We start from the raw sequence: 25,739 nt of genomic DNA, 5'->3' as shown, positions 1-25,739 counted from the left end.
CCTTTACTATTTTAATCAATTGTATTTTATACCTATACTTTAAAAAAGAAAGTAAATTTTTTAGAAAACTTTTTGAATTTAAAAAACCAGAATCGTCATATAGTTTTAACGATTCTGGTTAAGTTGCCTATTAATTTTTATTTGTTTGTTCCTTAATACCTTTTGTTACAGCTTCAGCAAAATCGTATATTGATTGTTTATAATCATTGGGATTTTCACGTGTTTTTCTATCGAGACGCCCATGATCAAAAAAAGATTTACGATACTGAGTTGAGATTTCTAATTGAACGCCCGAGCCCGTATCATTCTTATTGATGATATTTTTACTGGAATCTCCATTAACATAGTTGGGGCTCTTTTCAACATTAAATCCTTCTTTTTCGAGTTCTTTAGTAATTGATTTGGCCATAGCTTTATCTTTACCACCGATATAGACAACTTTCTTCTGTTCTTGTATACCGTGTATCGAAATCGATTCATTTGATTGATTCGTTAATTTAATTAGTTTGGGATCATCAAAACGGGTTGAGGTAATATGCAATTTTTGATTATTCGATTTCATTAAACCTTCAAAACTATATAAATTATAATCACCTTTTTTAGAAATAAGTTTAGCTAATTCTGAAGTGCCAGGCTCAATGCCTCCTCCATGAATCGCTGTAACGAGTATATCTTTGTTATTTGTTGTTTTGGCATTTGTTTGCCAATCACGATGTTCTTTAGTATCTGATTTAAGTTCAGTGAAATTTTTATAATGATCTTGATTTTGTGGTTGATCATTTTTCCAAACATATAAAAAATAAAGTGTAGCCAGAATAATTCCCACAATAATCAACATAATTAAATAATATAAATAAGAATGGAATGCGTTTTTCATAATACTCCCTTGTTAAGCATGAGCCTAAGACAGAAATAGATGTCACAGGCTCTTTTTCATTTAGGTAGTAGATGACTGAATTGAAAATGTAAAGTCTCACTGATTAATTCATTAAGTTAGTGAGACTTATGCATGAGCTTTAGCTCAGGTAAACATTTCAATCCTAGTCATCCTTGCCGGGGTGGGACTACGAAATCTCTATTAGAAAATTTGATTTCTGTCCCACTCCCAGAAATCAAACATTAATCGTGTCATATATTTATTACAATCTTGTTACTTTGGTAATAAAGTGATGAATGATAGACAGTTAGCCCATTATCAATATCAATGACAAATAAAATAGAACGGCTCAAACTATGTTGGAATCTAAACTTCTTTTACTGCAAAATAGTTGTTTTCTTCATCAGCAAAATTAAAAACGCGTCCCATAGTTAATGTCATAATATCGCCAACAGTTACTTGGCTATCTTTTAGACGATTAAATAGTTCATCGAATTGTGTAGTAGCAAAAATCAAAGAGGGTGTATCAGTGCTAACGCCCATATCCATTTCATCTACTTTAGCTTTGTCTTGTAGAACAATGGCAGTTTGCGCATCGTCATTGGGTGCCAATTTAACCACACGCATTTGCAATTCTTCAGTATCTTCTACTACTTTGAAATCTAAATTTTTAGTCCAAAAAGTAATTGCTTTATCATGATTATAAACATAAATCATTACCTCATCTAATCTTTGAATCATTATATCGCCTCCATAATTTTGTATTACTTAACTTTAAGTATATAAAATAAAACAAGTAATACAAAATAATTAACTGTTCAAACTATGTGAAGTCAAATCGTCATAAAATATCATGCTAAGTGCAAATCATGTCAAACATATGTAAAATTCATATTATATTATACAAATAGGAAGGACGTGGTTGGGATGGATATCATAACAAAAATGCAAGTTGATGTACCAAGAGAAACTGTTTTTGAAGCATTTGTAGATCCAGAGAAAATTGGAGGATTCTGGTTCTCTTCTAGTTCTGAAAGATGGGAACAAGGTAAGACCATTACACTCCGTTATGAAGAATATGATGCTGAGTTAAATATCAACATTGAGCGGGTGGAGGATAACCAGTTAATAGCGTTTACTTGGGGTGCACATCCTGTAACCATTCAATTTGAAGAGAGTGAAGCGGGCACTGTTGTAACAACAACTGAAAAAGACTTCGACACGCAAGATGTGAAGCAATTATTAGGTCAAAAAGAAGGCTGGGTTTATATGCTCAGTTGTTTGAAAGTCTACTTAGAGCATGGCGTTACCATTAGAGCAGCCATTTTATAGTGAAAGTGATTGAGCGAGAAATAGAAATCTAAATTAATTAGATGCAATCTCGCTCTTTTTTTTATAAAAGTTAAAAAAGAGGGAATACAAAAATATAAGCAAAATACTTTTCAAAGTAAACGCTATGCGTTTTAATGTAATTATAAAAGTTACAATTAAAAGGTGATGTTCATGAATTTAGAGTTTAATATTGCTGTGCATCTTCTGACGTTTTTAGTGAAACATCCGGATGAACGGTATAGTAGTAGTGAATTAGCAGAACGAATTTGTGTTAATCCTGTACAGTTAAGAAGAGTCACAAGAAAATTGAATGATCAACAGTACTTGGATGCAAGCCGTGGTAAATATGGTGGCTATCAAGCGAATGATCAAACAATGAAGGTGAATCTCGCTGAATTATTTGTTGCATTTAGTGAAGAAAGATCGGATGGACGATTGTTTACAGGTGATGAAGGTAGTGACTGTGAAATTTCCAGGGAAATAGGTCATACAATGTCTAATTTTCATAAAAGAGAGCAAGCCTTACTAATTGATTATTATAAAAGTGTAACTATCCATGACGTATTAAATGAAGTATTAAAGGAGGATTCTCATGAAACAGTATGATTTAGTGATTATAGGATTTGGTAAAGGTGGTAAAACACTAGCGAAATTTGCTTCAGCACAAGGTAAAAAAGTAGCTGTCGTTGAAAAATCTCAAGAGATGTATGGTGGTACTTGTATTAATATCGGTTGTATTCCTTCTAAAACACTTGTACATGAAGGCTTAGACCATGGTTCGTTTGACCAAGCATTTTCAAGAAAAACAGATGTTGTCAATGCATTAAATAGCAAGAACTATCATAATTTAGCAGATGAAGACAATATTGATGTATTAGATTACACAGCTAAATTTAAATCGAATCGCGAAGTCAATTTATTAAATGATCAAGGTGATGTGGTAGAAACATTATCTGCAGAGCATGTAGTCATTAATACAGGTGCAAAATCAGTTATTCCACCGATTAATGGTGTAGAAAGTTCAAAAAATTTATATGATTCTACAGGTATTATGAATCTAGATTTCCAACCTAAAAAATTAGTTATTGTCGGTGGTGGCTATATTGCATTAGAATTTGCATCTATATTTGCCAATTTTGGTACACAAGTCACTGTCCTAGAACGTGGCGATGATATCATGCCGAGAGAAGACGAAGATATCGTTAAAGAAGTTAAAAAAGACTTAGCAGATAAACAAGTCGATATCGTCTTAAACGCGAATACAGAAAGATTTGAAGATGTTGAAGCAGGTACACTTGTTCATACGACAGATGGCACATACGAAGCGGATGCTGTACTATTAGCTACTGGTCGTAAACCCAATACAGATTTAAATCTTGAAAATACAGATATTGAATTGGGTGAACATGGTGAAATTAAAGTAAATGAACACCTCCAAACAACTGCAGCAAACGTTTATGCATTAGGCGACGTTAAAGGTGGTATGCAGTTCACATATATTTCATTAGATGACTTTAGAATCGTGAAAGATCAATTATTTGGAAATGGTGAACGTTCTACTGAAAATCGTGGCGCGGTGCCTTATACTGTATTTATCGATCCACCATTAGCACGTGTTGGTTTAACTAGTAAAGAAGCAAAAGCACAGGGATATCATATTATAGAAAATACGGTTCCAGTTAATACAATCCCTAGACATAAAGTAAACAACGACCCAAGAGGCTTATTTAAAGCAGTCGTTGATAAAGACAGCGAAACCATCTTAGGTGTGACGTTATATGGTAAAGAATCTGAAGAAATTATCAATTTAGTGAAATTAGCCATTGATCAAAAATTATCATATAAAGTATTGAATACAAATATTTATACACATCCAACGATGGTAGAGTCATTTAATGATTTATTTAATATGTAAATAAATCTAAATTTCACGTTCGATATAAGTATGCAAAAGCTCGGGTCTCATAATAGACCCGAGCTTTTTTATATGACTTTAACTAACCAAGGCTTTAATAATCTGTCCGATAAGGTAAAAAGCACCAATAATGATACAAACAATGCCGATACTAATATAACTTTGTTTTTTGCTTACGCCTTCCTTTTTAGAAGTCTGCTGATTTATGATGAGTAACACAATACCGACAATGATGAGTATGATTGAACCAATCCACATGATAAGTCGCCTCCTAATAAATATTCAGTATTGATTGCGTTGCGTGACAATGTTATCGCCCCGTTTAATATATATTTACCCGTCAGTCGCTAATAATTAACGTGTACAATGTATATTTCTATTTATACATCATGATCAGCGTTATACGTAATAATGAAATTAGTTAATATGTATTAAAATCAATAGATTGCTATGACATCCATTAATTTTTAAAGATTCATGTTAAAATATATATATTATTTAATAATTCATATATAAAGAACGATGTGGTTTATAAATATTGAAAATTATTTTGGAAGGTGTGCTAAATGGATATAAAATATGAGTATCAATTTGATATGAATGATATAGATGAAATAGTGCGCATTTATCATGGGAACCATTGGAATGGCCATAATCAAGAAGAAGTGATTACACTATTTAATACTGCGACACATGTCGTGATTGCAAAAAGAGAGGGCCAAGTGATTGGTTTCGCCAGAGCGATGTCAGATGGTGTGTTTAATGCCGCGATTTATGATGTTGTAGTAGATACCGCTTATCAATCTAAAGGCGTTGGCAATAAAATTGTTCAAGAAATGGTGAATTATTTGGGGGAACTTTCTTGTATTCATCTTATCGCAACAACTGGGAATGAATCATTTTACGAAGCGATTGGATTTCAAAAATTAAAAACTGGAATGGCTATTTATAATAATGCAAAATTAAAAGATGAGTATACTGTTTAATTTATAGCAGATATACTCATCTTTTTGTTGTGTAAAGAAGATTATAAAAGATTGTGACTCACGTCCTCGTAGGCATAATTTTTAAGTAAAGAACAACCAAGTGGGTGTTGTCCATTGTCTACATAGTGATTTATTTCTTCAAGGACATCTAATATTTCATATTCTGGCGTCGTAACATCAAAAGTATATTTAAATAATTGCTTTTTGTCGGAAAGTACAGTAGCGATTAGTTCATCATTGTGCATTTTATAATTTAGTAATTGCATCGTTATCCCTCGCTTATATTATATTTCAATGCATTTGAAGCATTGATTGATGTAAATGAGAATAAATTTCAGCTCATCTTTATCTATATTATAATAATTATAATCTATAACTGATTATACATTAAAATTTATAAAATGTAGAGGGTTTTGACTTAAAAAATCTTAGAAATTTGTAAAATTTCACATGTAAACGCATGCTTAAGCCTTTTCTTAATAATAATTATTTTAAACTGGGTGAAATGAATGAGCATGCTTGTAATCGTTAGTGTAATTTGCTACGATACAATTAATCGAATAAAGCTTTCTAGGGTTCCGCAAGGTGATTACTTTGGTCTGGTCCGAGAGAAAGCCACATATTTTTATGTGACACGGAAGGATAAAAGCCTGGGAGATAGTAATTAACACTATCTCCCAGGCTTTTTTTATTTTAAAGGAGGACATAGGAATGAATTGGATCAAAATTATTATCGCAACATTTTTTGAAGTAGGATGGGTGATTGGTTTAACCCATGCGTCATCTTGGTGGGAATGGCTGTTTACGATGATTGCTATATTTGTAAGCTTTTATTTATTAGTAGATGCTTCAAAGGTTCTGCCTGTAGGCTCAGCGTATGCCGTGTTTGTAGGTCTCGGAACAACATGGGTTACGTTGTTTGATTTCTTGTTTTTTGGCGAACCGTTTAATGTTATGAAAATAATGTTAATTGTCATTTTACTTGCAGGCGTCATTAGCCTGAAATTAGTAACTACAAATAAAGGAGGAGAAGCATAATGGCATGGATCTTATTAGTTTTTGCAGGTGTCTTTGAAATGTTAGGTATAAATTTTTTAAATGCATATGTGCATCATCGTCAAAAACGAGATGCAATGGGACTCATTTTCTTTTTTGCTGTGAGTTTCATGGCATTATCTACCGCAATGATGTACCTTCCGATGAGCACAGCGTACGCAATCTAGACAGGTATTGGTGCAGTAGGTGGCGCAATTCTTGGGATGATCTTTTATAATGAATCTAAGGATATTAAAAGAGTAGTATGTATTTTAGTGATATTGGGAAGTACGATTGGTTTAAAATTAGTGAGTTAAAGTGAAGGACAATTTGGTAAATATTATACGGTCAAAAATGTGATGCGGTATTATTCAATTTTCAAGTTTATATAGGACGTGAAGGATCTCGAAACACAGTATTGCAGTGTAGACAATGTACGTTTATATAAAAAAAGACGACACATCCGTGTCGCCTTAAGAGTAATATGTTCATGAATATAAAAGACTAGTAGTCGGTTTCCAACTACACCTTTAATATATCATATCTAGTAATCAGGCTTCAATAAAAATGTAATATTGTCACATAAGCATTCATTTTTCCTCAAATCATATGAGTTAAAATAAAAACTGTTAATTACGATATTGCGGGGATATTTGGTAACTGATGCCTGAAGTACAAAGGTGGGATGTAGTCTATGGAAGGTTTGGCAGCATTTATTATCATAACATTAATGATTATTATTGTTCCGGGGCCGGATTTCTTTGTCGTAATGAAAAATTCAATTACCTCAGGAAAAGGTAATGGCGCTATGGCAGCCTTAGGTATTGCGTCAGGGCATATAGTGTATTCATTGTTAGCTGTGTTCGGTATTATTTTTATACTGGCTAATATGTATTATGTCTTTGTGACAATTAAGATTTTAGGTGCTATATATCTTATATATTTAGGAATTAGAAGTATCATCAGTGCAAGACAAAGTATGAACTTTTCAACATCTCAGATGAAAGCACAGCGTATTACTTATTTAAGTTCATATAGACAAGGTTTTTTTAGTACGATTTTAAATCCCAAAGCATTACTTTATTATATCAGTATATTGCCGCAATTTTTAAGTACTGGTGAAGCTGTTACATCTAAAATTGCTATATTAACTGCAATTGTGACCACAGTTATTTTGCTCTGGTTTATTTTCTGTGTTTATATTTTCAATATATTAAGATATTGTTTACTAATAGAAAAATAAAAGCAATTTTTGATTATACGGTTGGCGCAATATTGATTGGCTTATCACTTAATCTGCTATTGAGTAAAAGTAGTTAAATACCATGTATGAACGTCTGAGACATTACTTGATGTGTTGGACGTTTTATTTTATCCCATTTTAAATTACAAGTTACCATAGTCATAAATAAACAAAATAATTTAAATTGTAGATAATTGTTTTTAAAACTCTTTTGAAATATTCACAATTTATCTACACAATAATCTTGTTAGTTATTTATAATATTAAAAGAGAGAGGGGAAATAAACTTTTGAAAAATATATTTAATCCATTACAGAGGCTTCATTTCTATGCAGCGTTATTTATTACGCCGCTACTGATTACGTTAACAATTTCGGGCATTGGGTTTCTGTTTTTCCAAGAAGTAGAAAATAATATTTATAAGACAGAATTTTTCGGTGATAGTCCTGTAAAAGAACATCAATCACTTAATCAGGCAGTCGATCAAGTAGAAGATAAATTTGATGGTTTTTACATAAGTAAAGTTAGTATTTTAGAAGAGCCTTATAATAGTAGAATTACATTAGATGATATGGCAGGGAACCAACGTTATGTTTTTCTAGATCAAAATAATCAAATTGTTGCTGATCAAAATGCAAAACATACGTATGCGAACGTTGTACGAAATATACATAGCTCATTATTTACTGAAAATACTTTTATTAATTACTTGGTAGAACTGACAGCGTGTTGGACTATTTTCATGATATTGTCTGGAACGTATATGTTAATTAAGAAAAAATTAATTACAAATAAAAGTAAGCGATTAAGATTCCAAAAATGGCATGCTACACTTGGGATTATCATTGCCATACCGGTGTTTGTGCTTGTATTGACTGGCTTGCCATGGTCTGGATTTATGGGGGCTAAAATTGCGAGTGTTATGGATAATTCTGGAGAGTTGGGACAGTCAGAATTGGCAGTTAATCCACCTAAATCAGATGTGAATGAAATACCTTGGGCAACACGTAAAAATAAGCAACCAGAGTCTGAGAGCGGATCTGCGCATCATGGTAGTGGTGAAATGCCAAGAACAGATATTGAAAAACAAATTTCGATTGATAAAGTTGTTGCAGAAGCACAAAAAGATGGCATTACGAAGCCATTTTCAATTGTTTATCCAACGAGTGAAGAAGCGGCATTTACAGTTTCGAAAGGTAGTAATACAGGTGTGACAGGCTTAGACGTGTCACCTTACGATGAACAGACGTTATATATAGATCAATATAATGGTAAAGATTTAGGTAAGGTGAAATATCAAGAGTACGGCATAATTGGTAAATGGTTTACATGGGGTATTCCTCTGCATGAAGGTCATTTGTTCGGTATTGCCAATAAAGTGATTAACTTGCTTGTATGTATCGCATTACTTGCTGCGGTAGGACTGGGTCTAACGTCTTGGATTAAGAAAATGAAAGCAACGCAAATTAAAATACCAAAAAGAGTTAAAAAGCCAATGTCTATTCCATTGGTTATCATACTGGTTATATTAGGGATATTGATGCCATTATTTGGTTTTTCTCTTATTATCGTTTTCTTAATAGAGCTATTGCTTTATTTTAAGGATAAAAAGAATCGATAGTGCACGAACGGAATTTTACTGCTTTCAGACTGTCGACAAAGTCTCCGACTTTGTTGGCAGTTTCTTTATGCACACTTTCCGCGGCACTGCCTTAGCCTGTAGTCTTTGGCTAGTGCTATTCCCACAGGAGTCGACATAAATCACTGTCAATAAAATATTGACTTGATTGCATAGGTGAGCCTACGAGAACTCTATTAGAAAATTTGATTTCTGCCCCCACTCTCATTCTGTATTAAAAATAAGACTAATAATTAAAATAGATAAACTCCGCGCATATACTTGCGCAGAATTTGTCTACATTCAAAAAGCAGGAAGGTCTCTATGAGCCTCCCTGCTTTTTGTGTAGTAATCACATTAAATGTATAGATTACATTTCCATTTCATGTATTTTCATCATTAAACCATGTGGAATATCGTCGTGTTTTACAACTTCTTGTTTATAGAATGTTTTGCCGTCATCTTTAGAAACTAATTTAACAAAGTCACCTTTTTTAGGTTTGAAATCGTCATTTTTATTGTCTATTTTAACGTTTTTAGTCACGAGACCATCTTTTTCACTGACCACTTTTTCAGCAGTTGTACTATCTGACATATAGCCATAATATGTGCTCTTTTGACTCGATGTAATCATAAAGATGGTGAAGACGACACCAATAATGACTAAAATACTAATGATAGAAATTGTTAATTTTTTATTCATATACTCTGTCTCCTTTTATGTTAAGCATAAAGGATTAAAGTAAATTCGTATATAACCTTTTAAAATGTTGCTAATTTTGTCAAAAAATAAATTGCTATTCAGTTTAGGGATGGAAATAAGCGTGTTCAGAGATCAATACTCTGACACCACGATAAATATTTTTGATCGTATACCAAACGGTTATGACGAATAAAATAATTGCCACTGTAATCATTATCACACTGGTAATGGTAGAACTATTATTGATTAAGACGCCACCAAATCCAATGCTGAGAATTAAAAGTATCGGTCCAATATACGTTATAATATGATAAGCTAACGATTTAGCTGCGTGGTTAGAAGTAGGTCTATCAGCAAAAATCCATATAAAAATAGGTAATATGATTGGTGCAAAAAAGATACTAAAATAACTCAGTGCTGCGAGAACACGTTCTCCTTGTGTACTGTTTTGTATAACTCTGTCATTCATTTGTATCACCTCAGTTAGTATACTAACAAGGTAGTTTCAAAAAATATAGAGTAAAAGCTTAACATGACAGTATTGTTAGTTAATCCAATTGATTATGGTAATCATGCGCATATGCATACGAAAAGAGAGGATGGTTAATATGAAAATATATTTGGTAAGACATGGTGAGTCACAATCAAATTATGATAAGAAACAAGGGAAAAATTATTTCTGTGGACAATTAGATGTACCACTTACTGAGAGAGGCACATGGTCAGCTCAATTATTACAGAGCTATTTTGACAAAAAAGCAATAGATCATATTTATATTTCGGATTTATTACGGACACGTCAAACTTATAATGCGATATTTGATAAATCGATTCCGGTAAGCGTGACCCCTTTGTTAAGAGAGCGTTCGCTTGGTGTTTTTGAAGGTAAAATTGTTGAAGCAGTGGAACAAAATTCATCTTATACACGCTATTTTGAAGATCAAAATTATCTTGAATTTCGTCACAGTTTTACGCAAAAGGCGCCAGAGGGAGAAAGTTATGCGGATGTTATGGAACGTGTTAAACAATTTTTTGAAAATGAAATTGATGATTCACTCGATTCCATTGCTATCGTAGCACATCAAGTTGTTATACGTTGTTGCTTCGTATATTTAGGATATGATTCGGAAGCTACAGTGATTGATAGAAAAATTGAAAACTGTTTACCTTATGAACTAGAAAAATAGCCATTAACATAAAAAGCCTGAACTACGACATCGTCGGTTCAGGTTAATATCTTTTAGCTGCTGTTAAGCTATCATGAAATCCTTGGAATAGCGTATTGAAATTGTCTAAAAAACTTCCGACAATTACGGCAAGTATGACGTAAGTTACACTAAGTGCGATTGTTTTATAAGAAACAACGCCATATTTTTCTTTCTTCTCAAAGAGATTAAAAGCTATGAAGATAGCAGCCATGGCACCTATTAAAATTGTTAATATCATAAAGGTGTTCCTCCTTAAAATTATTACTTGATTGGCTGAGCTTCGATGCATTTGTTCTTTAACTTATAAATAAGCATAACAAATGTTACTTTGTGAAAAAAAGGGATATCATATTAAAAAACCTTACAATTAAGTAAGGTTTTTTACAGAAATAAGTCATAGACCATGGTTAATATGGATATAAATAGGCTTGAGCCCTTTATAAATTTGAAAAGGTGTCATGTAATCTCTTTGTAACTTAACCGAATATTTTGTAAATACTTAGGTAGCGACAGAGTTGGAAAACATATCTAAACTATAAGTTTGTCACTTATTTGTCGACGGCGTCAGATTTAATACCTTTATCTTTTAAGAATTTTTTGATTTTATCTTGTTGTTTCCCGTTAACATCTCCAGCATATTTTGTTGGTACATCTGCAACATTAAGTTTGTTTTGTGGCTGGTAATCTAATTGCTCAATGTCTTCGTCAGCATTTTTGATTGTGCTATTTAAGGCTGTAAAGTAATTAACGATTCGATCGAGGTTTTCTTCATACCCATCTGGGAATTTGTTGTTTTTTACGAACTTTTTGAAACGCACATCATTTTTAACTGAGTTATGTGATAGTTCGGATAAACGTTTTGCTTGTTTATCGGTAATCTTTGTATCTGTACCTGTTTGCTTATCTAATTGGTATTGGATTAGATACTTATTGTCTATAATATCTGAGTTCACATCTAGATATTTTTTAATTGCTTTATTAGCTTCTGCTTCGCTTAGTGTTTCGCCACTTTTGTCTGAATTAAAGATGTCTTGTTCAGTAATTGTTTTAACATTTTTAGGTGCGTTTTTTCCACTATAACCTTTGTCATCATCGGATTCATCATTTGAACATGCTGCGAGTATCACAGTTAGCACTAAGACCAATGAGAGTAATATACTTTTTTTCATAAATAAAAACTGCTCCTTTAAAAATAATCATACGTATATAACAAACTAATGAATGTATAAACACGTTCTTAAAAATTATAACTTAAGCGTATCATGTAGTGCTATTTATTTGAATGATGTATTAAATAATAAAATGCACAATCTTTTGAACAAAATATAAAAGAAAAGAGATGAACTTAGTAATTTTAAAAATATTCATTAGATTTTCATAATAAAATGTTACTTAGATATGTGCTGTATTTCAATTAATCATCAAATAAGCTATATGATGTGAAAAAGCATATGGGAGATGAATACCTCTAGTTGACACGGTGATTCGTTTTACAATGAGATGTCAGTCATTTCCTTATGTGAAAAAGTCTTAATTTTTGGGCATTCATATATTGTAGTGATTTTGTAATTTGCTGACGCCGTGGGGAAATAGTATGAGTGAGAGACTATAGATTTGAACCAGATTTTAGGCAAACATGGACGGTCTAAATAGTGAGATTTTAAATATAAAGAGGAGCCTAAAACATCTATTTATGTCTCAGACTCCTCTTATTTGAGAATGGGGGGATTTATATCTCAAATTTTTAATTTTCAGTGACGATAATGGGTATTACTAATGTCTGATAATATAATCAAAAGCATTTAATGCTGCATTAGCACCTGCGCCCATTGAAATAATAATTTGTTTATTGCGATCATCAGTGACATCGCCTGCCGCAAATATACCTGGGATACTTGTCGCATTCGTGCGGTCTACTTTAATTTCTTTGGCATCATTTAGTTCTACATAATTGTTTAACCACTCTGTATTAGGTAGTAATCCAATTTGTACAAAGATACCTTCTAAATCTAGCGTATGTTCCTCACCTTGTGCCTTATCCTGATATTTAATACCAGTCACTGCATCGTCTCCAAGTACTTCGGTTGTTTGAGCATTTTTAATAACTGTTACATTAGGTAAGCTGTTTAAACGTTTCTGTAAAACATTGTCTGCTTTAAGGTTAGCGTTACGTTCAAGTAATGTAACATGTTCAACGATGCCAGCTAAGTCGATTGCAGCTTCGACGCCTGAATTTCCGCCACCTATAACAGCGATATTTTTATTTTCAAATAATGGGCCGTCACAGTGTGGACAGAATGCAACACCTTTATTGATTAATGCTTCTTCACCTGGGACTTCTAGTTTACGCCAACGCGCACCTGTTGAAATAATAACCGTCTTACTCGTCAATTGAGCACCATTATCTAATGTTACGACAATACCGTCATCCGTTTTTTCAATATCACTGGCACGAATACCTGTCATGACATCGACATCATATTGTTTAATATGATCTTCTAATGCAGATGAGAATTTAGGCCCATCTGTTTCTTTAACAGTGACAAAGTTCTCAATGGTAGCTGTATCGTTGACTTGACCACCGATACGGTCTGCGACGATACCAGTACGTAAACCTTTACGTGCAGTGTAGACTGCAGCGCTACCACTTGCAGGACCACCACCGACAATTAATACGTCGTATGGTGCTTTATCGTTAAATTCAGCTGGGTCTGCTTGACTACCAAGATTTGCTAAAATATCTTGGATCGTCATGCGTCCATTTCCAAATTCTTCGCCATCTAAGAAAATAGCGGGTACTGCCATAATATTTTCAGATTCTTCTCTGAAAATAGAGCCATCTATCATTGTATGAGAAATATTTGGATTTAATAAACTCATCAAGTTTAATGCTTGAACTACGTCGGGACATTTTTGACACGTTAAGCTAATATACGTTTCAAAATGTAGTGGACGATCGATTGCTTTAATTTGATCTATAATGGCTTGTTCTTCTTTTGGTGGACGACCACTTACTTGTAACAAAGCAAGAACTAGAGAATTAAATTCATGACCCATTGGTAAACCAGCAAAAGTAATACCTGATGTTTCATTAGGTTTATCTACTGAAAAGCTTGGTGTACGTTTCAAGTCAGATGCTTCTATAGTAATGTAATCGGACGCGGCAGATACTTCATCTAAAAGTTCTTTCAGTTCTTTAGATTTATCATCTGAACCAAGGCTCGCTTTTAGAACTACGTCGCCTTCCATCAATTGAAGTAATTGTTGCAATTGTGATTTAAGCTGATCATTTAGCATTTAAATCAATGCCTCCTTAGATTTTACCTACTAAGTCAAGACCAGGTTGTAATGTTTCTGAACCTTCTTCCCATTTTGCTGGGCAAACTTCGCCTGGGTGTTGACGTACATATTGTGCTGCTTTGATTTTGTGTACTAATGTGCTAGCATCACGGCCGATACCGTCAGCGTTAACTTCTGCTGCTTGTACAACGCCATCTGGATCTACGATAAACGTACCACGTTGTGCAAGTCCTAGATCTTCATCTAATACATCAAAATTGCGTGTGATTGTTTGAGAAGGGTCACCAATCATAGTGTATTGAATTTTACTAATTGCATCTGAATGATCATGCCAAGCTTTGTGTACGAAGTGTGTATCTGTTGATACAGAATATACGTTGACACCTAATTCTTGTAATTTATCATATTGACCTTGTAAGTCTTCTAATTCAGTAGGGCACACGAATGAAAAGTCTGCTGGGTAGAAGCAAACAACACTCCATGAACCTTTTAAGTTTTCATCTGAAACTTCGAAGAATTCATCCTTTTGTGGATCGTATGCGTTAGCTGTAAATGGTAAAATTTCTTTATTTATTAATGACATAAAAATATCCTCCTATTTAATAACATATTTTCAATTAGAATTAAGTAAGGGTAGATTTTTCTGTTTCTTAATTATAATAATTCTAATCTTCGTATTCTATTATTGCATTTCCCTCATTATTCGTCAACACAGAAGAATTTTGAGAAAACGCTTAAAAAAACCACTTTGACTCTGTGTTTCAGTATACAATAAAAATGTATTTTTACATTAAAATCGAGCGTTATACTTTATAAAATAACGCTGTATAAATAATAAATAGCCTTTAAATTCTCAACTAAAACATGAAAATGAGAAGAAAGGCTATTTAAAAAAAGTATGTTATTATTGGGTGCTGATTAAATTCATATAGATGAATATTTACGTGCTTATGGTCTGTTCATATTTTATAAGCTATATAGCAATCAATAATTTCATTGTTTAGACGGATAGCAGACTGTCCTGAGCGATGTTATTCAATTTGTTAAATAAAAGAACGCAACACCCACCAAATCATGCCCGCGATGGGGAAGAATAGCCACCAGTTTCCAGCTAAAAATTCCCAACCATTCATGCCTCTTTTTTGATGATGATACGATACAGGATCTTGGTATGTTTCAATGATTGTTTTTTTAAACTGTTTGTCGCCCTTGATTAGTTCATCTAAAGAGATATCAAACAGATCACTCATTTTAATGAGCATATCAATACTTGGATAAACTTTGTTTAATTCCCATTTTGAAATACTTTGTCTTGAAATATTCAATATCTCTGCAAGTTCGTCTTGAGACCAGTGTTTTTGTTCGCGTTTTTCTTTTGTTTTTGATCCGATTTCCATAATAATCACTCTCTTTACGAATAATTTAATATAGAGCCTTTAATGCGTCACGCACCAAATCATATATTTTAAAGCAACCTAAAGGTGCATCTGTGATTTAAAAGTATTTCATAAAAAAATATAGAAAAATTATGTATAACATATCGCAATTATTGATTGAATGATTTTAATTATATTATACCCATTAATTGGATTTGTACCGTGATATAAAATAATTTAACTATTAATAAACCATGCATGGTGCGATTTTTTTATAATGATACGATTAATCTGTATTGCAATAAGTAAGTTATTTACCTCTAAGTCTTTTAATAGTAATGAAAACGGGTAAACATAATGTAAACAAAGCAGTCGCTGTTTTGTTATGCTATGAGTAACTTTATGTAAAGAGGAGCGGTTAACATTGTCTGAGCATGTATACAACTTATTGAAGAATCATCATTCAGTTAGAAAATTTAAAAAGGAACCAATATCAGAAGCGCATATAAAACAACTGGTAGAAGCTGGTCAAAGTGCATCAACTTCAAGTTATTTACAAGCCTATTCAATTATTGGTATCAATGATCCAGAAATTAAGGAAGAATTGAAAGAAGTATCTGGGCAACCTTATGTTGTTGAAAATGGCTATTTATTTGTTTTTGTAATGGATTATTATAGACATTCCATTATCAATGAGGAATCTAAACATGATATGCAAACATCATTTGAATCTGCTGAAGGATTACTTGTAGGCACTATTGATGCGACATTAGTAGCTCAAAATATTGCAGCGACAGCTGAAGATATGGGCTATGGCATGGTGTATTTAGGTTCATTGAGAAACGATGTGGAAAGAGTAAGAGAAATTTTAGAATTACCTAAACATACTTTCCCACTTTTTGGTATGGCATTAGGTATTCCAGAAGATGATGAAAATGGTAGCCCTAAACCAAGATTGCCATTTGAACATGTATTTCATGCTAATAAATATGATAGTGATAAAGATAGCCAACGTGAAACATTAAAAGCATATGATCAAACAGTGAGTGACTATTATAGTTCACGTACAAATGGCGAACGTACTGAATCATGGTCTAATCAAGTTGCTAACTTTATGAGCGCGAAGCAACGACTAGATATGTTAGAACAACTGAATAAATCAGGATTTATTAAAAAATAATTCATTGAAAAACTGAGATTTACTTATAATAATTTCAATATTTTTAATATCCTGAGATAACTCGAAAGGGGGGATTAAGTTGAATATGTTTGATAAGATTTTTAGAAAAAAATCAGATGCTTCGGAGCTTCAGAATAAAAATGAAAACTATATTTATTCATCAAATAGTAAACTCACGCCCGATGAAGCCCAACACTATTGGGAAAAGATGGCTCAAAAATTAATTGTCGGTGTTATTAATTCAGTAGATTATACGGCAGAACGCATCTTCATCTTGATCTCCTTTGATGAAAAAGACCCTACGATTGATATATTCTTCCAAATGAATGGACAGTTAAGAATGTGGAATGATTTAGATAATGAAGCGCACAAAAAGGTCATTTCAAATAGTATCGTTACTCAGGCGCCTAATATGGTTAAACAAATAAACTGTATATATAATAGTGTAGATATGACGAGACTCGCGTATTCTCAAGTTCAATATGAATTTGAAAGTAAAGCGTGGTATCTTCACGACATTACCGAAGACAGTATAGAAGCACAATTAGAGAAAACACCTGCATTTCTAAAGTGGTTTGATGATGTGTCAAAATCAATCGATACACTGTCGCTCGATGGAAAACATAAAATCACGTGGGGACCTTTTAAACCAGAGTATTAGACGCAATTAGTGATATTAAATAAGAAGTTGATAAAAACTATAAAAAAGGTTGGAACACAACGTTCAACTATCTCTTGTGAGACAGTGAAACGAGCAGTATGTGTTCCAACCTTTTTCCATTTACTTGAATTATGACTAAACTTGCTACTCGGATTTAGTGATTAATTCAAATATATTAGTTTGTAATCTCGGCATATTCATTGTCGTTATAAGTGTCTTTGTCTAGGTTGTTTGTTAATTTTGCTGTACCTGTACCTGCAAGCATAGAGTCATTAACATTCAATGCTGTACGACCCATATCAATTAATGGTTCAACAGAGATTAAGACACCTGCAAGTGCGACTGGTAAGTTTAATGTAGATAATACAATAATGGATGCAAATGTTGCACCGCCACCTACACCAGCGACACCAAATGAACTGATAATAACGACACCGATGACAGATAATATAAATTGTAAGTTAACTTCTACACCAGCTGCTGGCGCTACCATAACAGCAAGCATTGCTGGGTAAATACCGGCACAACCATTTTGCCCGATTGATAAACCGAATGAAGCAGAGAAGTTAGCGATACCATCAGGTACACCTAAACGGTTCTTCTGAGTTTGCACATTCAGTGGTAATGATCCTGCGCTTGAACGAGAAGTGAAGGCGAACATAAGCACTTCGCCAGTTTTCTTAACAAATGTGACAGGGTTGAGACCTAAACCTGAAACAATGATTAGGTGAATGATATACATAACAATGAGTGCTGCGTAAGATGCAATCACGAACTTACCTAATGTCCAAATAGCACCAAAATCACTTGTCGCAATGGTAGATGTCATAATTGCTAAAATACCATAAGGTGTTAAACGTAAAACAAATGTCACGATTGCCATTACTAAATTATATAATGCATCGATACCACGTTTAAGTAAGTGTCCACTTTCAGGTTGTTTACGCATAACACGTAAAAATGCAAAACCGATAAACGCTGCGAAAATAACGACCGCAATTGTTGACGTTGTACGTTGACCAGTGAAATCTAAGAATGGATTACTTGGTAATAATTCTAAGATTTGTTGTGGTAATGTATTAGCAGCCATATCTTTAGCTTGGCTTGCGATTTCACTACCTCTTGAACTTTCGGCACTGCCTAAGTCAATAGATGAAGCATCTAGTCCGAATACGAGTGCTGAAATAATACCAATGATTGCTGCAATAGCAACGGTACCAATTAAGAAAATAAAAATATAAATTCCAATCTTAGCGAATTTGTCCCCAATTTTAATTTTAGTAAATGCTGAAACGATTGAAATGAAAATAAGTGGCATTACAATCATTTGTAGTAATGCAATGTAGCCATCACCAACGATGCTAAACCAATCCATGGACTGTTTAGTTACTTGTGAATCCACGCCGTAAATTAAATGAATAACGACACCAAAAACAATTCCTACCCCTAAGGCAGAGAATACACGTTTAGGAAATGATACATGTCTTTTAGCCATTACATATAATCCAACGAGGAAGGCCACAAAAATAATAATGTTAAGAATAGTTAATAACATAAAAAAAGACCTACACTTTCTTAATAATAATTTTTTGAAATCCGATACGTATACTAAGGATATTAGCAATTTCAATAATATTCAAGTCTATGACTCAAGAAATTCATGAATTTTAAATGACTTTATTTTCTGATAATTTAAAGGTAGCAAAACGATGATTTCACCGTTTAGAGAATGAAATAAAAAAACGAATTCTAAATCACATTTCTGTGATTTAGAATTCGTTTAGTTTGATAGTTAATTAGCACCATTTATTAAATAGTTTATAGATTGAATAGGCGTGCGAAGAAACCTTTACGTTCTTCTTTTGGTGTGTCATTTGCAACTGATGAAGACTGCGCATGTGTATCTTCAGTTGGCTGCGTTTGTGTGTTCGGTTTCGTTATTTCTTCATTAATAGATGAATTATCAGTAGATGATGTAGAAGTTTCATCTGTTTTGTCATCTGCTTTGACTTGTTCAGCAGAAGCCATTTCTCTTTTTGTAGCTGATGTTGAAGCATCTGTATCAGCTGTTGTCGTTTCAGTTGGTTGTTCGCTGATTTGAGTGATTTCAGATTCTTCAGTCGCAACTTGCGCAGATGATTTATCAGTTGGGTTAGAAGCAGTTGCATCAGTTGTATCAGCTACAGTTTCAGAAGTTGTAGAAGTAACTTTATCATCAGATTTTTCGTCATTGCTCGCACTCTCAGTTGAATGTTCTGTTAGCGCGTCGCTGTTATTCGTTGTTGTATTAGCAGTGCTAACATGTTCAGTTTCAACATTTGATTTAGCTAACTCAGATTGTTCTTTTTGAGAATCTTGGATAACGCTCTGTGTCGTTTTGATTTCATCTGTTGACGTTTGAATCGCTTTTAGAGATTCTGTATTTGCGTCTAATTTTGTAGTGATTTGGTTCTGCATTTCGTGTAATTCCTGTTGTTGTTGATGTACTTGGTTAATCATTTGACCAAGCATATGACGTTCATCACGCATTTTTTGAATTTCCGAACGTAAATCTTCAACAAGTTTAGAAACATTTTGATCTGTAGGTAAATGATTACCGTCATCTTTGACTAATACTTGTAAGAAGTCTTTTTCTTTTTCTAATTCTTCAAAAGCTAAATCATAACTATTTGTTTGTTTAACTTTATCGGCGATATCTTGGAATAGTTCGATATCCTCTTCTTGGAAATCTGTAGCTTCACGGCCACGGTATTCTGTTTTACTAAGTTGGTAACCGCGTTCTTCTAAATGCTGAACGATTTTACGGACTTGTTTTTCACTTAGCTCCACGCGTTGTGCAAATTCTTTGGTTAACATAGAAATAAGTCCTTTCATTAATTAATTTATGTATACCGACGTTTGTCTTCGGTCAGTGAAACGTCAGTCTTACCTCTATGTTAGTTTAAACTGTTTTAACAGTGATTTCAAGTGGTGATAACTATCGTTTGCGTAATTCCATTTGTTCAAGCAACGGATAAATAACACTTCGAGAAATTCTGTTTGCAAAAACATACTTGAGAATATAATTTGATTTCACGCTTGGTCCATAGATATCTTTTGTTAATTCAATATTTGACTTTATAAATAAATCCATAGGTTCGCCGCTCGCATAATCTTGGATATTAGGGGCTAAATAATCAATTTCATATTGTTTTTCAAAACCATGTTCATATAAAAATTGGCGTCTGTTATCCATGATTTGAACGACATCTTCAGAAATGTCTTCGGGTTCTTTAGGCACTTCCAACATAATGAAATTGACATCATGTGCATGCAGTTGATTCGACAGAATGTTTATTTCTTTTTGAATACGTTCAAGCGTTTTTGTGATAATTTCATCATGCTCGTGTTTATCTTTAGCAATTAAATAAATTAAAAAAGATGAATTTGTCGTAGCTTCATAATGCGCTGTGGCTAAACTCACTACTTCATCTGATTCAATGCCTACTAAAAAGATGTAATCATCTTTTGTACGTTCGTTTCTTAAGGACTGTTTAAAAATTTGTTCGTCTTCAGATAGACCGATATCAAATTTAGCATCATATAACTTCAATGCAGATTTAAATAACGGATCATCGATTGATGTTATTGTCTTAAACTCCATAGGTACACCCCCAAATTATTGCGTTCATTATAACATAATAGAGAAAATATGAATCGAATTGCAATTTAATTTAATTTGCAGTTAAACATAAAAAGGGTCGAGACATCAATATGTGTGTCTCGACCGACTAAATTATAAGGGCGTTATATGTTTACGTTAGTACTGCTTATACAAATGTTGTAGTATTAATCAAACAGTATCTCAGTACTTAATCTAACTTCGCAAATGCGTCTCAAAATGGTTTTGGTGAAATGAGAGTTTAAGCTGACGCCTCCAGTACCATCTTTGATTTACGTATAACGTTTGGATTATGATTTTGGTCCGTTTGTTTCTTCGGAGTAATGGCTATTACTTTTAGTTTGGTTCGTTTCGAAAGCAACGTTGGCTTTGTCGGCTTCTACGTGTGAAGTCGTATCCTTTGTAGCAACAACGAGATAATTATCGTTTAATATTTCTTTCTTATAGCGTTCTAATTCTTCTTCAGGTAGCTTGTAGTGAGCCAATACGGCTTCTTCACCGTCTTCGCCAGTTAAAATTTTAGCCATCTTATCACTGAACGAACCACTTGTAGCAGTTAGATTGACTTCAGAATCATGTAACGCATCAATGTGTAATTTTGTTTTACTAATTACGGTCATTTCCGATTCTTTATAACCCTCTGATAGTTTAGATTTTATTGCATCGATAAGATCTTCTTTGTTTTGTACAATAGTGAATTCTGACATTTAGTGTTCCTCCGTTCATTATTATATGAATTATTTTGTGTTTACCCTTAAGTTATTATATAAAACGAATACAATTACATTGTATAATGAACTTACACAACTGACAAACGATATTTTCATGCATATGTGAATGTTTTCTGAAAAAATATGAAAAAGAAGTAAAAGCTTTTGTGAAGCGTTTACAATCAATAAGTGTATTGAAAATATTGCCAAAATTTGCTATCATCAGTTAATAATTTATCTAACTCATATAATCTGAAGGATACGGCTTTAGAAGTTTCTACCATGTTGCCATTAACAACATGACTATGAGTAACCAATACAATACACTAGCGATTCAAATTGAGAAGTTATGAAAAGTTGTGAAAGAAACTAGACTTTTTAAAGCGCTCATACATATAAGCTTTGTTCATTAAGAATACTTTTTTTACATAGTTAAAGGGAAATGAATGTAAAAAAATTAATTTTAAGGACATATATTGTAATTGAAACGATGCTGCTTTGGTATTGCACGTTCACTCATAGATCCTGAAACTAAGTTAGTTTAGGATTTTTTTGTACACAAAATGAGGAGGTTTTTTTCGAGTGGATTTGTTGAAGCAGAAAGTTGAAGCAGATGGTGTTGTGATTGATGAAAAGATATTGAAAGTTGACGGTTTTTTAAATCATCAAATAGACGCAAGGTTAATGCACGATGTGGGACAAACATTTTATGAGCAATTTAAAGATGAAGGTATTACGAAGATATTAACGATAGAAGCTTCAGGTATTGCACCAGCAATTATGGCCGCGATGCACTTCGACGTACCTTGTCTTTTTGCTAAAAAAGCGAAGCCGAGTACATTGAAAAAAGGTGTTTATCAAGCAGAGATTCATTCTTTCACAAAAAATACGACAAGTACCGTTGTCGTGTCTGATGAGTTTTTAGGTGAAAATGATCGCGTATTAATCATCGATGATTTCTTAGCCAATGGTGATGCTTCACTTGGGCTAAATGAAATTGTGAAACAAGCTAAGGCTACAACGGTAGGTATAGGTATTGTCGTAGAGAAAAGCTTTCAACCAGGCAGAGAACGTTTAGAAGAAGCTGGTTTAACCGTTTCATCTTTATGTAAAGTGGCATCATTAAGTGGTAATAAAGTGACGTTTGTAGGAGACGAAGCATGAAAACGTTCATCTTAAGCTTACAACATTTATTAGCGATGTATGCAGGTGCGATACTGGTTCCTATTATTGTAGGTACTAGCTTAGATTTCACGCCAGAACAAATCGCTTTTTTAGTAACAGTTGATATTTTCATGTGTGGTGTAGCAACCTTCTTACAAGTATGGAAAGGCACAGGAACAGGACTACCAATCGTATTAGGCTGTACATTTACAGCTGTGGCACCGATGATTTTAATTGGACAAACAAAAGGTATTGGTGACTTATATGGTTCATTATTCTTATCGGGTATACTAGTAGTTCTTATCGCACCATTCTTTTCTTATTTAGTTAGGTTCTTTCCACCCGTAGTTACAGGAAGTGTCGTTACGATTATTGGTATCAATTTGATGCCAGTTGCGATGAACTACTTAGCAGGCGGTGAAGGTGATAAACATTACGGTGATCCTAAAAATATCATCTTAGGTGTCGTTACGCTGATCATCATTTTAATTGTACAGCGTTTTACTGCTGGATTCCTAAAATCTATTGCCATACTTATTGGACTGATTGTTGGCACAGTATTAGCTGCACTCTTTGGTATCGTGGATGTTAATCAAGTTGGCACAGCACATTGGTTCTCTTTACCACAACCATTTAGGTTCTCAACGTTTAGCTTTGACTTAGGTGCAACGCTCGTATTCTTTATTGTCGCATTAGTCAGCTTAATAGAATCAACTGGTGTATATCACGCATTGAGTGAAATTACAGGTAAAAAATTGGAACGTAAAGATTTCCGAAAAGGTTATACAGCAGAAGGTATTGCTATCATTTTAGGGTCAATCTTTAATGCGTTTCCGTATACCGCTTATTCACAGAATGTTGGGTTAGTGTCATTATCTGGTGCGAAAAAGAATAAAGTTATCTATGGCATGGTTATCTTGTTAATCATTTGTGGTTGTATTCCTAAATTGGGTGCACTTGCTAATATGATTCCTCTACCAGTATTAGGTGGAGCGATGATAGCAATGTTTGGCATGGTCATGGCATATGGTGTTAGTATATTAGGTAATATTAATTTTAAGAATCAAAATAATTTATTGATTATTGCTGTATCAGTTGGACTAGGAACGGGTATAAGTGCAGTACCGCAAGCGTTCAAAGCTTTGGGTGAGCAATTTGCATGGTTAACACAAAACGGTATTGTTCTTGGCGCAATTTCAGCAATTATTTTGAATTTCTTTTTTAATGGTATAAAACAGCAACAAGATACGGAAGTTATGAAATAATGATGTTATCAAACAAATATTAGGAGGCTGTAAGCGTATGTGGGAAAATAAATTTGAAAAAGAGTCTTTAACTTTTGACGATGTGTTATTGTTACCAGCAGAATCAGATGTGTTACCGAAAGAAGTGGATTTAAGTGTGCAATTATCAGAAGGTATTAAATTAAACATCCCTGTTATTTCAGCAGGTATGGACACAGTAACTGAATCAAAAATGGCAATCTCAATGGCACGACAAGGTGGACTTGGTGTTATTCATAAAAATATGAATATTGAAGATCAAGCTGATGAAGTACAAAAAGTAAAACGTTCAGAAAATGGCGTTATTTCAAATCCATTCTTTTTAACTCCAGAAGAAAGTGTTTTTGAAGCAGAAGCATTAATGGGTAAATATCGTATTTCAGGTGTGCCAATTGTGAATAATAAAGAAGACAGACAATTTGTCGGTATTATTACTAACCGTGATTTACGCTTTATTGAAGACTTCTCAATTAAAATTTCTGATGTGATGACAAAAGAGCAACTCGTTACAGCTCCAGTTGGTACGACATTAGATGAAGCAGAAAAGTTATTACAACAACATAAAATAGAAAAACTTCCATTAGTTAAAGAAGGCCGTTTAGAAGGTCTGATTACAATTAAAGATATTGAAAAAGTACTAGAATTCCCTAATTCTGCAAAAGATGAACACGGCCGCTTATTAGTTGGTGCTGCTATCGGTATTGCTAAAGATACAGACATCCGTGCTCAAAAATTAGTAGAAGCTGGTGTAGATGCATTAGTTATTGATACAGCTCATGGTCACTCTAAAGGTGTATTAGAGCAAGTTAAACATATTAAAGAAACATTCCCACAAGTTACATTAATCGCAGGTAACGTAGCTACAGCCGAAGGTACAAAAGCGTTATATGAAGCGGGTGCTGATGTAGTGAAAGTTGGTATTGGTCCTGGTTCTATTTGTACAACACGTGTCGTTGCTGGTGTTGGTGTACCGCAAATTACAGCAGTTTATGACTGTGCAACAGAAGCGCGCAAACATGGTAAAGCAATTATTGCTGATGGCGGGATTAAATTCTCTGGAGACATCATCAAAGCATTAGCGGCTGGTGGCCATGCAGTTATGTTAGGTAGTCTACTTGCTGGTACTGAAGAAAGCCCAGGGGCTACAGAAGTATTCCAAGGCAGACAGTACAAAGTATATAGAGGTATGGGCTCATTAGGCGCAATGGAAAGCGGCTCAAACGACCGTTATTTCCAAGAAGATAAAGCACCTAAAAAATTCGTGCCAGAAGGTATCGAAGGTCGTATTGCATATAAAGGTTCATTACAAGATACAATTTATCAACTTATGGGCGGCGTAAGATCTGGTATGGGTTATACAGGTTCTAGAAACTTAGAAGCATTAAGAGAAGAAGCACAATTTACGCGCATGGGACCTGCTGGACTAGCAGAAAGTCATCCACATGACGTTCAAATTACAAAAGAATCACCAAATTATTCATTCTAAG

The 25,739-nt window shown here is 33.6% G+C and carries 27 protein-coding genes, 2 pseudogenes and 2 riboswitches; of the genes and pseudogenes, 14 read left to right on the top strand and 15 right to left on the bottom strand.

What is annotated here, in order from left to right; all coding sequences use genetic code 11:
- Window positions 1-130: 130 nt before the first annotated feature.
- Together ACM6UH_RS00375 and ACM6UH_RS00370 are read right to left on the bottom strand one after the other, a co-directional pair.
- A complete protein-coding gene (locus ACM6UH_RS00375) occupies window positions 131-877 on the bottom strand; it encodes a poly-gamma-glutamate hydrolase family protein (RefSeq protein WP_011303947.1) in 747 nt (248 codons plus the stop codon).
- 366 nt (window positions 878-1,243) lie between these two features.
- Window positions 1,244-1,618 carry a VOC family protein gene (locus tag ACM6UH_RS00370; RefSeq protein ID WP_048787260.1) on the bottom strand — a complete coding sequence of 125 codons (375 nt, stop codon included), beginning with the start codon at window positions 1,616-1,618 and terminating at the stop codon, window positions 1,244-1,246.
- A gap of 186 nt (window positions 1,619-1,804) precedes the next feature.
- Between ACM6UH_RS00370 and ACM6UH_RS00365 the strand changes: the two genes are divergently transcribed.
- The 3 genes from ACM6UH_RS00365 to merA all read left to right on the top strand — a co-directional run bounded on the left by ACM6UH_RS00365 (window position 1,805) and on the right by merA (window position 4,124).
- A complete protein-coding gene (locus tag ACM6UH_RS00365; protein WP_048787259.1) occupies window positions 1,805-2,209 on the top strand; it encodes an SRPBCC family protein in 405 nt (134 codons plus the stop codon).
- A 171-nt stretch (window positions 2,210-2,380) separates the two neighbouring features.
- A complete protein-coding gene (hypR, locus tag ACM6UH_RS00360) occupies window positions 2,381-2,815 on the top strand; it encodes a redox-sensitive transcriptional regulator HypR (protein WP_047505249.1) in 435 nt (144 codons plus the stop codon).
- A complete protein-coding gene (merA, locus tag ACM6UH_RS00355; RefSeq protein WP_048787258.1) occupies window positions 2,802-4,124 on the top strand; it encodes a hypothiocyanous acid reductase MerA in 1,323 nt (440 codons plus the stop codon). The genes hypR and merA overlap by 14 nt, the downstream gene beginning before the upstream one ends.
- Before the next feature lie 78 nt (window positions 4,125-4,202).
- On the opposite strand, the gene ACM6UH_RS00350 is transcribed toward merA, so the two are convergent.
- Window positions 4,203-4,382, bottom strand: coding sequence for a hypothetical protein (locus tag ACM6UH_RS00350; RefSeq protein WP_002484285.1), 180 nt, complete (start codon window positions 4,380-4,382; stop codon window positions 4,203-4,205).
- A gap of 308 nt (window positions 4,383-4,690) precedes the next feature.
- Between ACM6UH_RS00350 and ACM6UH_RS00345 the strand changes: the two genes are divergently transcribed.
- Window positions 4,691-5,110 (top strand): GNAT family N-acetyltransferase, encoded by a 420-nt coding sequence (locus ACM6UH_RS00345; protein WP_048787257.1) that lies wholly within the window; start codon window positions 4,691-4,693, stop codon window positions 5,108-5,110.
- Between the two features lie 41 nt (window positions 5,111-5,151).
- On the opposite strand, the gene ACM6UH_RS00340 is transcribed toward ACM6UH_RS00345, so the two are convergent.
- The gene (locus tag ACM6UH_RS00340) at window positions 5,152-5,376 is read right to left on the bottom strand and encodes a hypothetical protein (protein WP_011303942.1); all 225 of its coding nucleotides are present in this window, start codon (window positions 5,374-5,376) and stop codon (window positions 5,152-5,154) included.
- Window positions 5,377-5,669: 293 nt separating this feature from the next.
- Window positions 5,670-5,769: riboswitch (guanidine-I (ykkC/yxkD leader) on the top strand.
- A gap of 52 nt (window positions 5,770-5,821) precedes the next feature.
- Between ACM6UH_RS00340 and ACM6UH_RS00335 the strand changes: the two genes are divergently transcribed.
- From ACM6UH_RS00335 to ACM6UH_RS00320, 4 genes and pseudogenes are all read left to right on the top strand, one after another.
- Window positions 5,822-6,148 (top strand): DMT family transporter, encoded by a 327-nt coding sequence (locus ACM6UH_RS00335; protein WP_047505258.1) that lies wholly within the window; start codon window positions 5,822-5,824, stop codon window positions 6,146-6,148.
- A pseudogene (locus ACM6UH_RS00330) lies at window positions 6,148-6,462 on the top strand (DMT family transporter). Before ACM6UH_RS00335 ends, ACM6UH_RS00330 begins: the two are co-directional and overlap by 1 nt.
- Before the next feature lie 377 nt (window positions 6,463-6,839).
- Window positions 6,840-7,465: pseudogene (locus ACM6UH_RS00325) on the top strand (LysE family translocator).
- A gap of 212 nt (window positions 7,466-7,677) precedes the next feature.
- The gene (locus ACM6UH_RS00320; RefSeq protein WP_047505265.1) at window positions 7,678-9,009 is read left to right on the top strand and encodes a PepSY-associated TM helix domain-containing protein; all 1,332 of its coding nucleotides are present in this window, start codon (window positions 7,678-7,680) and stop codon (window positions 9,007-9,009) included.
- Window positions 9,010-9,376: 367 nt separating this feature from the next.
- Here the strand turns inward: ACM6UH_RS00320 and ACM6UH_RS00315 are convergent, their stop codons facing one another.
- Together ACM6UH_RS00315 and ACM6UH_RS00310 are read right to left on the bottom strand one after the other, a co-directional pair.
- The gene (locus ACM6UH_RS00315; RefSeq protein WP_041079841.1) at window positions 9,377-9,709 is read right to left on the bottom strand and encodes a DUF4889 domain-containing protein; all 333 of its coding nucleotides are present in this window, start codon (window positions 9,707-9,709) and stop codon (window positions 9,377-9,379) included.
- 103 nt (window positions 9,710-9,812) lie between these two features.
- Window positions 9,813-10,178, bottom strand: a complete 366-nt coding sequence (locus tag ACM6UH_RS00310; RefSeq protein WP_047505269.1) for a DUF4870 domain-containing protein — start codon at window positions 10,176-10,178, stop codon at window positions 9,813-9,815.
- Window positions 10,179-10,317: 139 nt separating this feature from the next.
- Here ACM6UH_RS00310 and ACM6UH_RS00305 point away from each other — a divergent pair, with 139 nt between their 5' ends.
- Window positions 10,318-10,896, top strand: coding sequence for a histidine phosphatase family protein (locus ACM6UH_RS00305; protein ID WP_047505272.1), 579 nt, complete (start codon window positions 10,318-10,320; stop codon window positions 10,894-10,896).
- 43 nt (window positions 10,897-10,939) lie between these two features.
- On the opposite strand, the gene ACM6UH_RS00300 is transcribed toward ACM6UH_RS00305, so the two are convergent.
- The 5 genes from ACM6UH_RS00300 to ACM6UH_RS00280 all read right to left on the bottom strand — a co-directional run bounded on the left by ACM6UH_RS00300 (window position 10,940) and on the right by ACM6UH_RS00280 (window position 15,614).
- Window positions 10,940-11,155, bottom strand: a complete 216-nt coding sequence (locus ACM6UH_RS00300; RefSeq protein WP_011303933.1) for a hypothetical protein — start codon at window positions 11,153-11,155, stop codon at window positions 10,940-10,942.
- A gap of 310 nt (window positions 11,156-11,465) precedes the next feature.
- On the bottom strand, window positions 11,466-12,086 hold the full coding sequence (locus tag ACM6UH_RS00295) for an NDxxF motif lipoprotein (protein WP_041079844.1): 621 nt from the start codon (window positions 12,084-12,086) through the stop codon (window positions 11,466-11,468).
- A gap of 604 nt (window positions 12,087-12,690) precedes the next feature.
- A complete protein-coding gene (gene ahpF, locus ACM6UH_RS00290; protein WP_061050401.1) occupies window positions 12,691-14,214 on the bottom strand; it encodes an alkyl hydroperoxide reductase subunit F in 1,524 nt (507 codons plus the stop codon).
- Window positions 14,215-14,230: 16 nt separating this feature from the next.
- Entirely contained in the window at window positions 14,231-14,800 is a 570-nt protein-coding gene (gene ahpC, locus ACM6UH_RS00285) for an alkyl hydroperoxide reductase subunit C (RefSeq protein WP_047505279.1), read from the bottom strand.
- A gap of 460 nt (window positions 14,801-15,260) precedes the next feature.
- A complete protein-coding gene (locus tag ACM6UH_RS00280) occupies window positions 15,261-15,614 on the bottom strand; it encodes a helix-turn-helix domain-containing protein (protein ID WP_048787255.1) in 354 nt (117 codons plus the stop codon).
- Between the two features lie 403 nt (window positions 15,615-16,017).
- Here ACM6UH_RS00280 and nfsA point away from each other — a divergent pair, with 403 nt between their 5' ends.
- Window positions 16,018-16,773, top strand: a complete 756-nt coding sequence (nfsA, locus tag ACM6UH_RS00275) for an oxygen-insensitive NADPH nitroreductase (RefSeq protein ID WP_047505286.1) — start codon at window positions 16,018-16,020, stop codon at window positions 16,771-16,773.
- A gap of 85 nt (window positions 16,774-16,858) precedes the next feature.
- On the top strand, window positions 16,859-17,434 hold the full coding sequence (locus ACM6UH_RS00270; RefSeq protein WP_048787261.1) for a hypothetical protein: 576 nt from the start codon (window positions 16,859-16,861) through the stop codon (window positions 17,432-17,434).
- Window positions 17,435-17,609: 175 nt separating this feature from the next.
- On the opposite strand, the gene ACM6UH_RS00265 is transcribed toward ACM6UH_RS00270, so the two are convergent.
- From ACM6UH_RS00265 to ACM6UH_RS00250, 4 genes are all read right to left on the bottom strand, one after another.
- The gene (locus ACM6UH_RS00265; protein WP_011303927.1) at window positions 17,610-18,989 is read right to left on the bottom strand and encodes an L-cystine transporter; all 1,380 of its coding nucleotides are present in this window, start codon (window positions 18,987-18,989) and stop codon (window positions 17,610-17,612) included.
- A 263-nt stretch (window positions 18,990-19,252) separates the two neighbouring features.
- Window positions 19,253-20,290, bottom strand: coding sequence for a hypothetical protein (locus ACM6UH_RS00260; RefSeq protein WP_011303926.1), 1,038 nt, complete (start codon window positions 20,288-20,290; stop codon window positions 19,253-19,255).
- A 121-nt stretch (window positions 20,291-20,411) separates the two neighbouring features.
- Window positions 20,412-21,077 (bottom strand): hypothetical protein, encoded by a 666-nt coding sequence (locus tag ACM6UH_RS00255; RefSeq protein WP_047505289.1) that lies wholly within the window; start codon window positions 21,075-21,077, stop codon window positions 20,412-20,414.
- 308 nt (window positions 21,078-21,385) lie between these two features.
- Window positions 21,386-21,802 (bottom strand): general stress protein, encoded by a 417-nt coding sequence (locus ACM6UH_RS00250; RefSeq protein ID WP_011303924.1) that lies wholly within the window; start codon window positions 21,800-21,802, stop codon window positions 21,386-21,388.
- Window positions 21,803-22,028: 226 nt separating this feature from the next.
- A riboswitch (purine riboswitch) is annotated at window positions 22,029-22,131 on the top strand.
- A gap of 256 nt (window positions 22,132-22,387) precedes the next feature.
- Between ACM6UH_RS00250 and xpt the strand changes: the two genes are divergently transcribed.
- The 3 genes from xpt to guaB are packed head-to-tail and all read left to right on the top strand — an operon-like array spanning window position 22,388 to window position 25,738.
- A complete protein-coding gene (gene xpt, locus ACM6UH_RS00245) occupies window positions 22,388-22,969 on the top strand; it encodes a xanthine phosphoribosyltransferase (protein ID WP_002484266.1) in 582 nt (193 codons plus the stop codon).
- Window positions 22,966-24,234, top strand: coding sequence for a xanthine permease PbuX (pbuX, locus tag ACM6UH_RS00240; protein WP_002484265.1), 1,269 nt, complete (start codon window positions 22,966-22,968; stop codon window positions 24,232-24,234). Before xpt ends, pbuX begins: the two co-directional genes overlap by 4 nt.
- 37 nt (window positions 24,235-24,271) lie before the next feature.
- Entirely contained in the window at window positions 24,272-25,738 is a 1,467-nt protein-coding gene (gene guaB / locus ACM6UH_RS00235; RefSeq protein ID WP_002484264.1) for an IMP dehydrogenase, read from the top strand.
- Window position 25,739 lies beyond the last annotated feature (1 nt).

Source organism: Staphylococcus sp. LKG4-2, from assembly GCF_050955665.1.
Taxonomy (GTDB): Bacteria; Bacillota; Bacilli; order Staphylococcales; family Staphylococcaceae; genus Staphylococcus; species Staphylococcus saprophyticus.
Note: the sequence above shows the minus strand (reverse complement) of the source record. Positions and strands in the feature narration are given on the sequence as shown.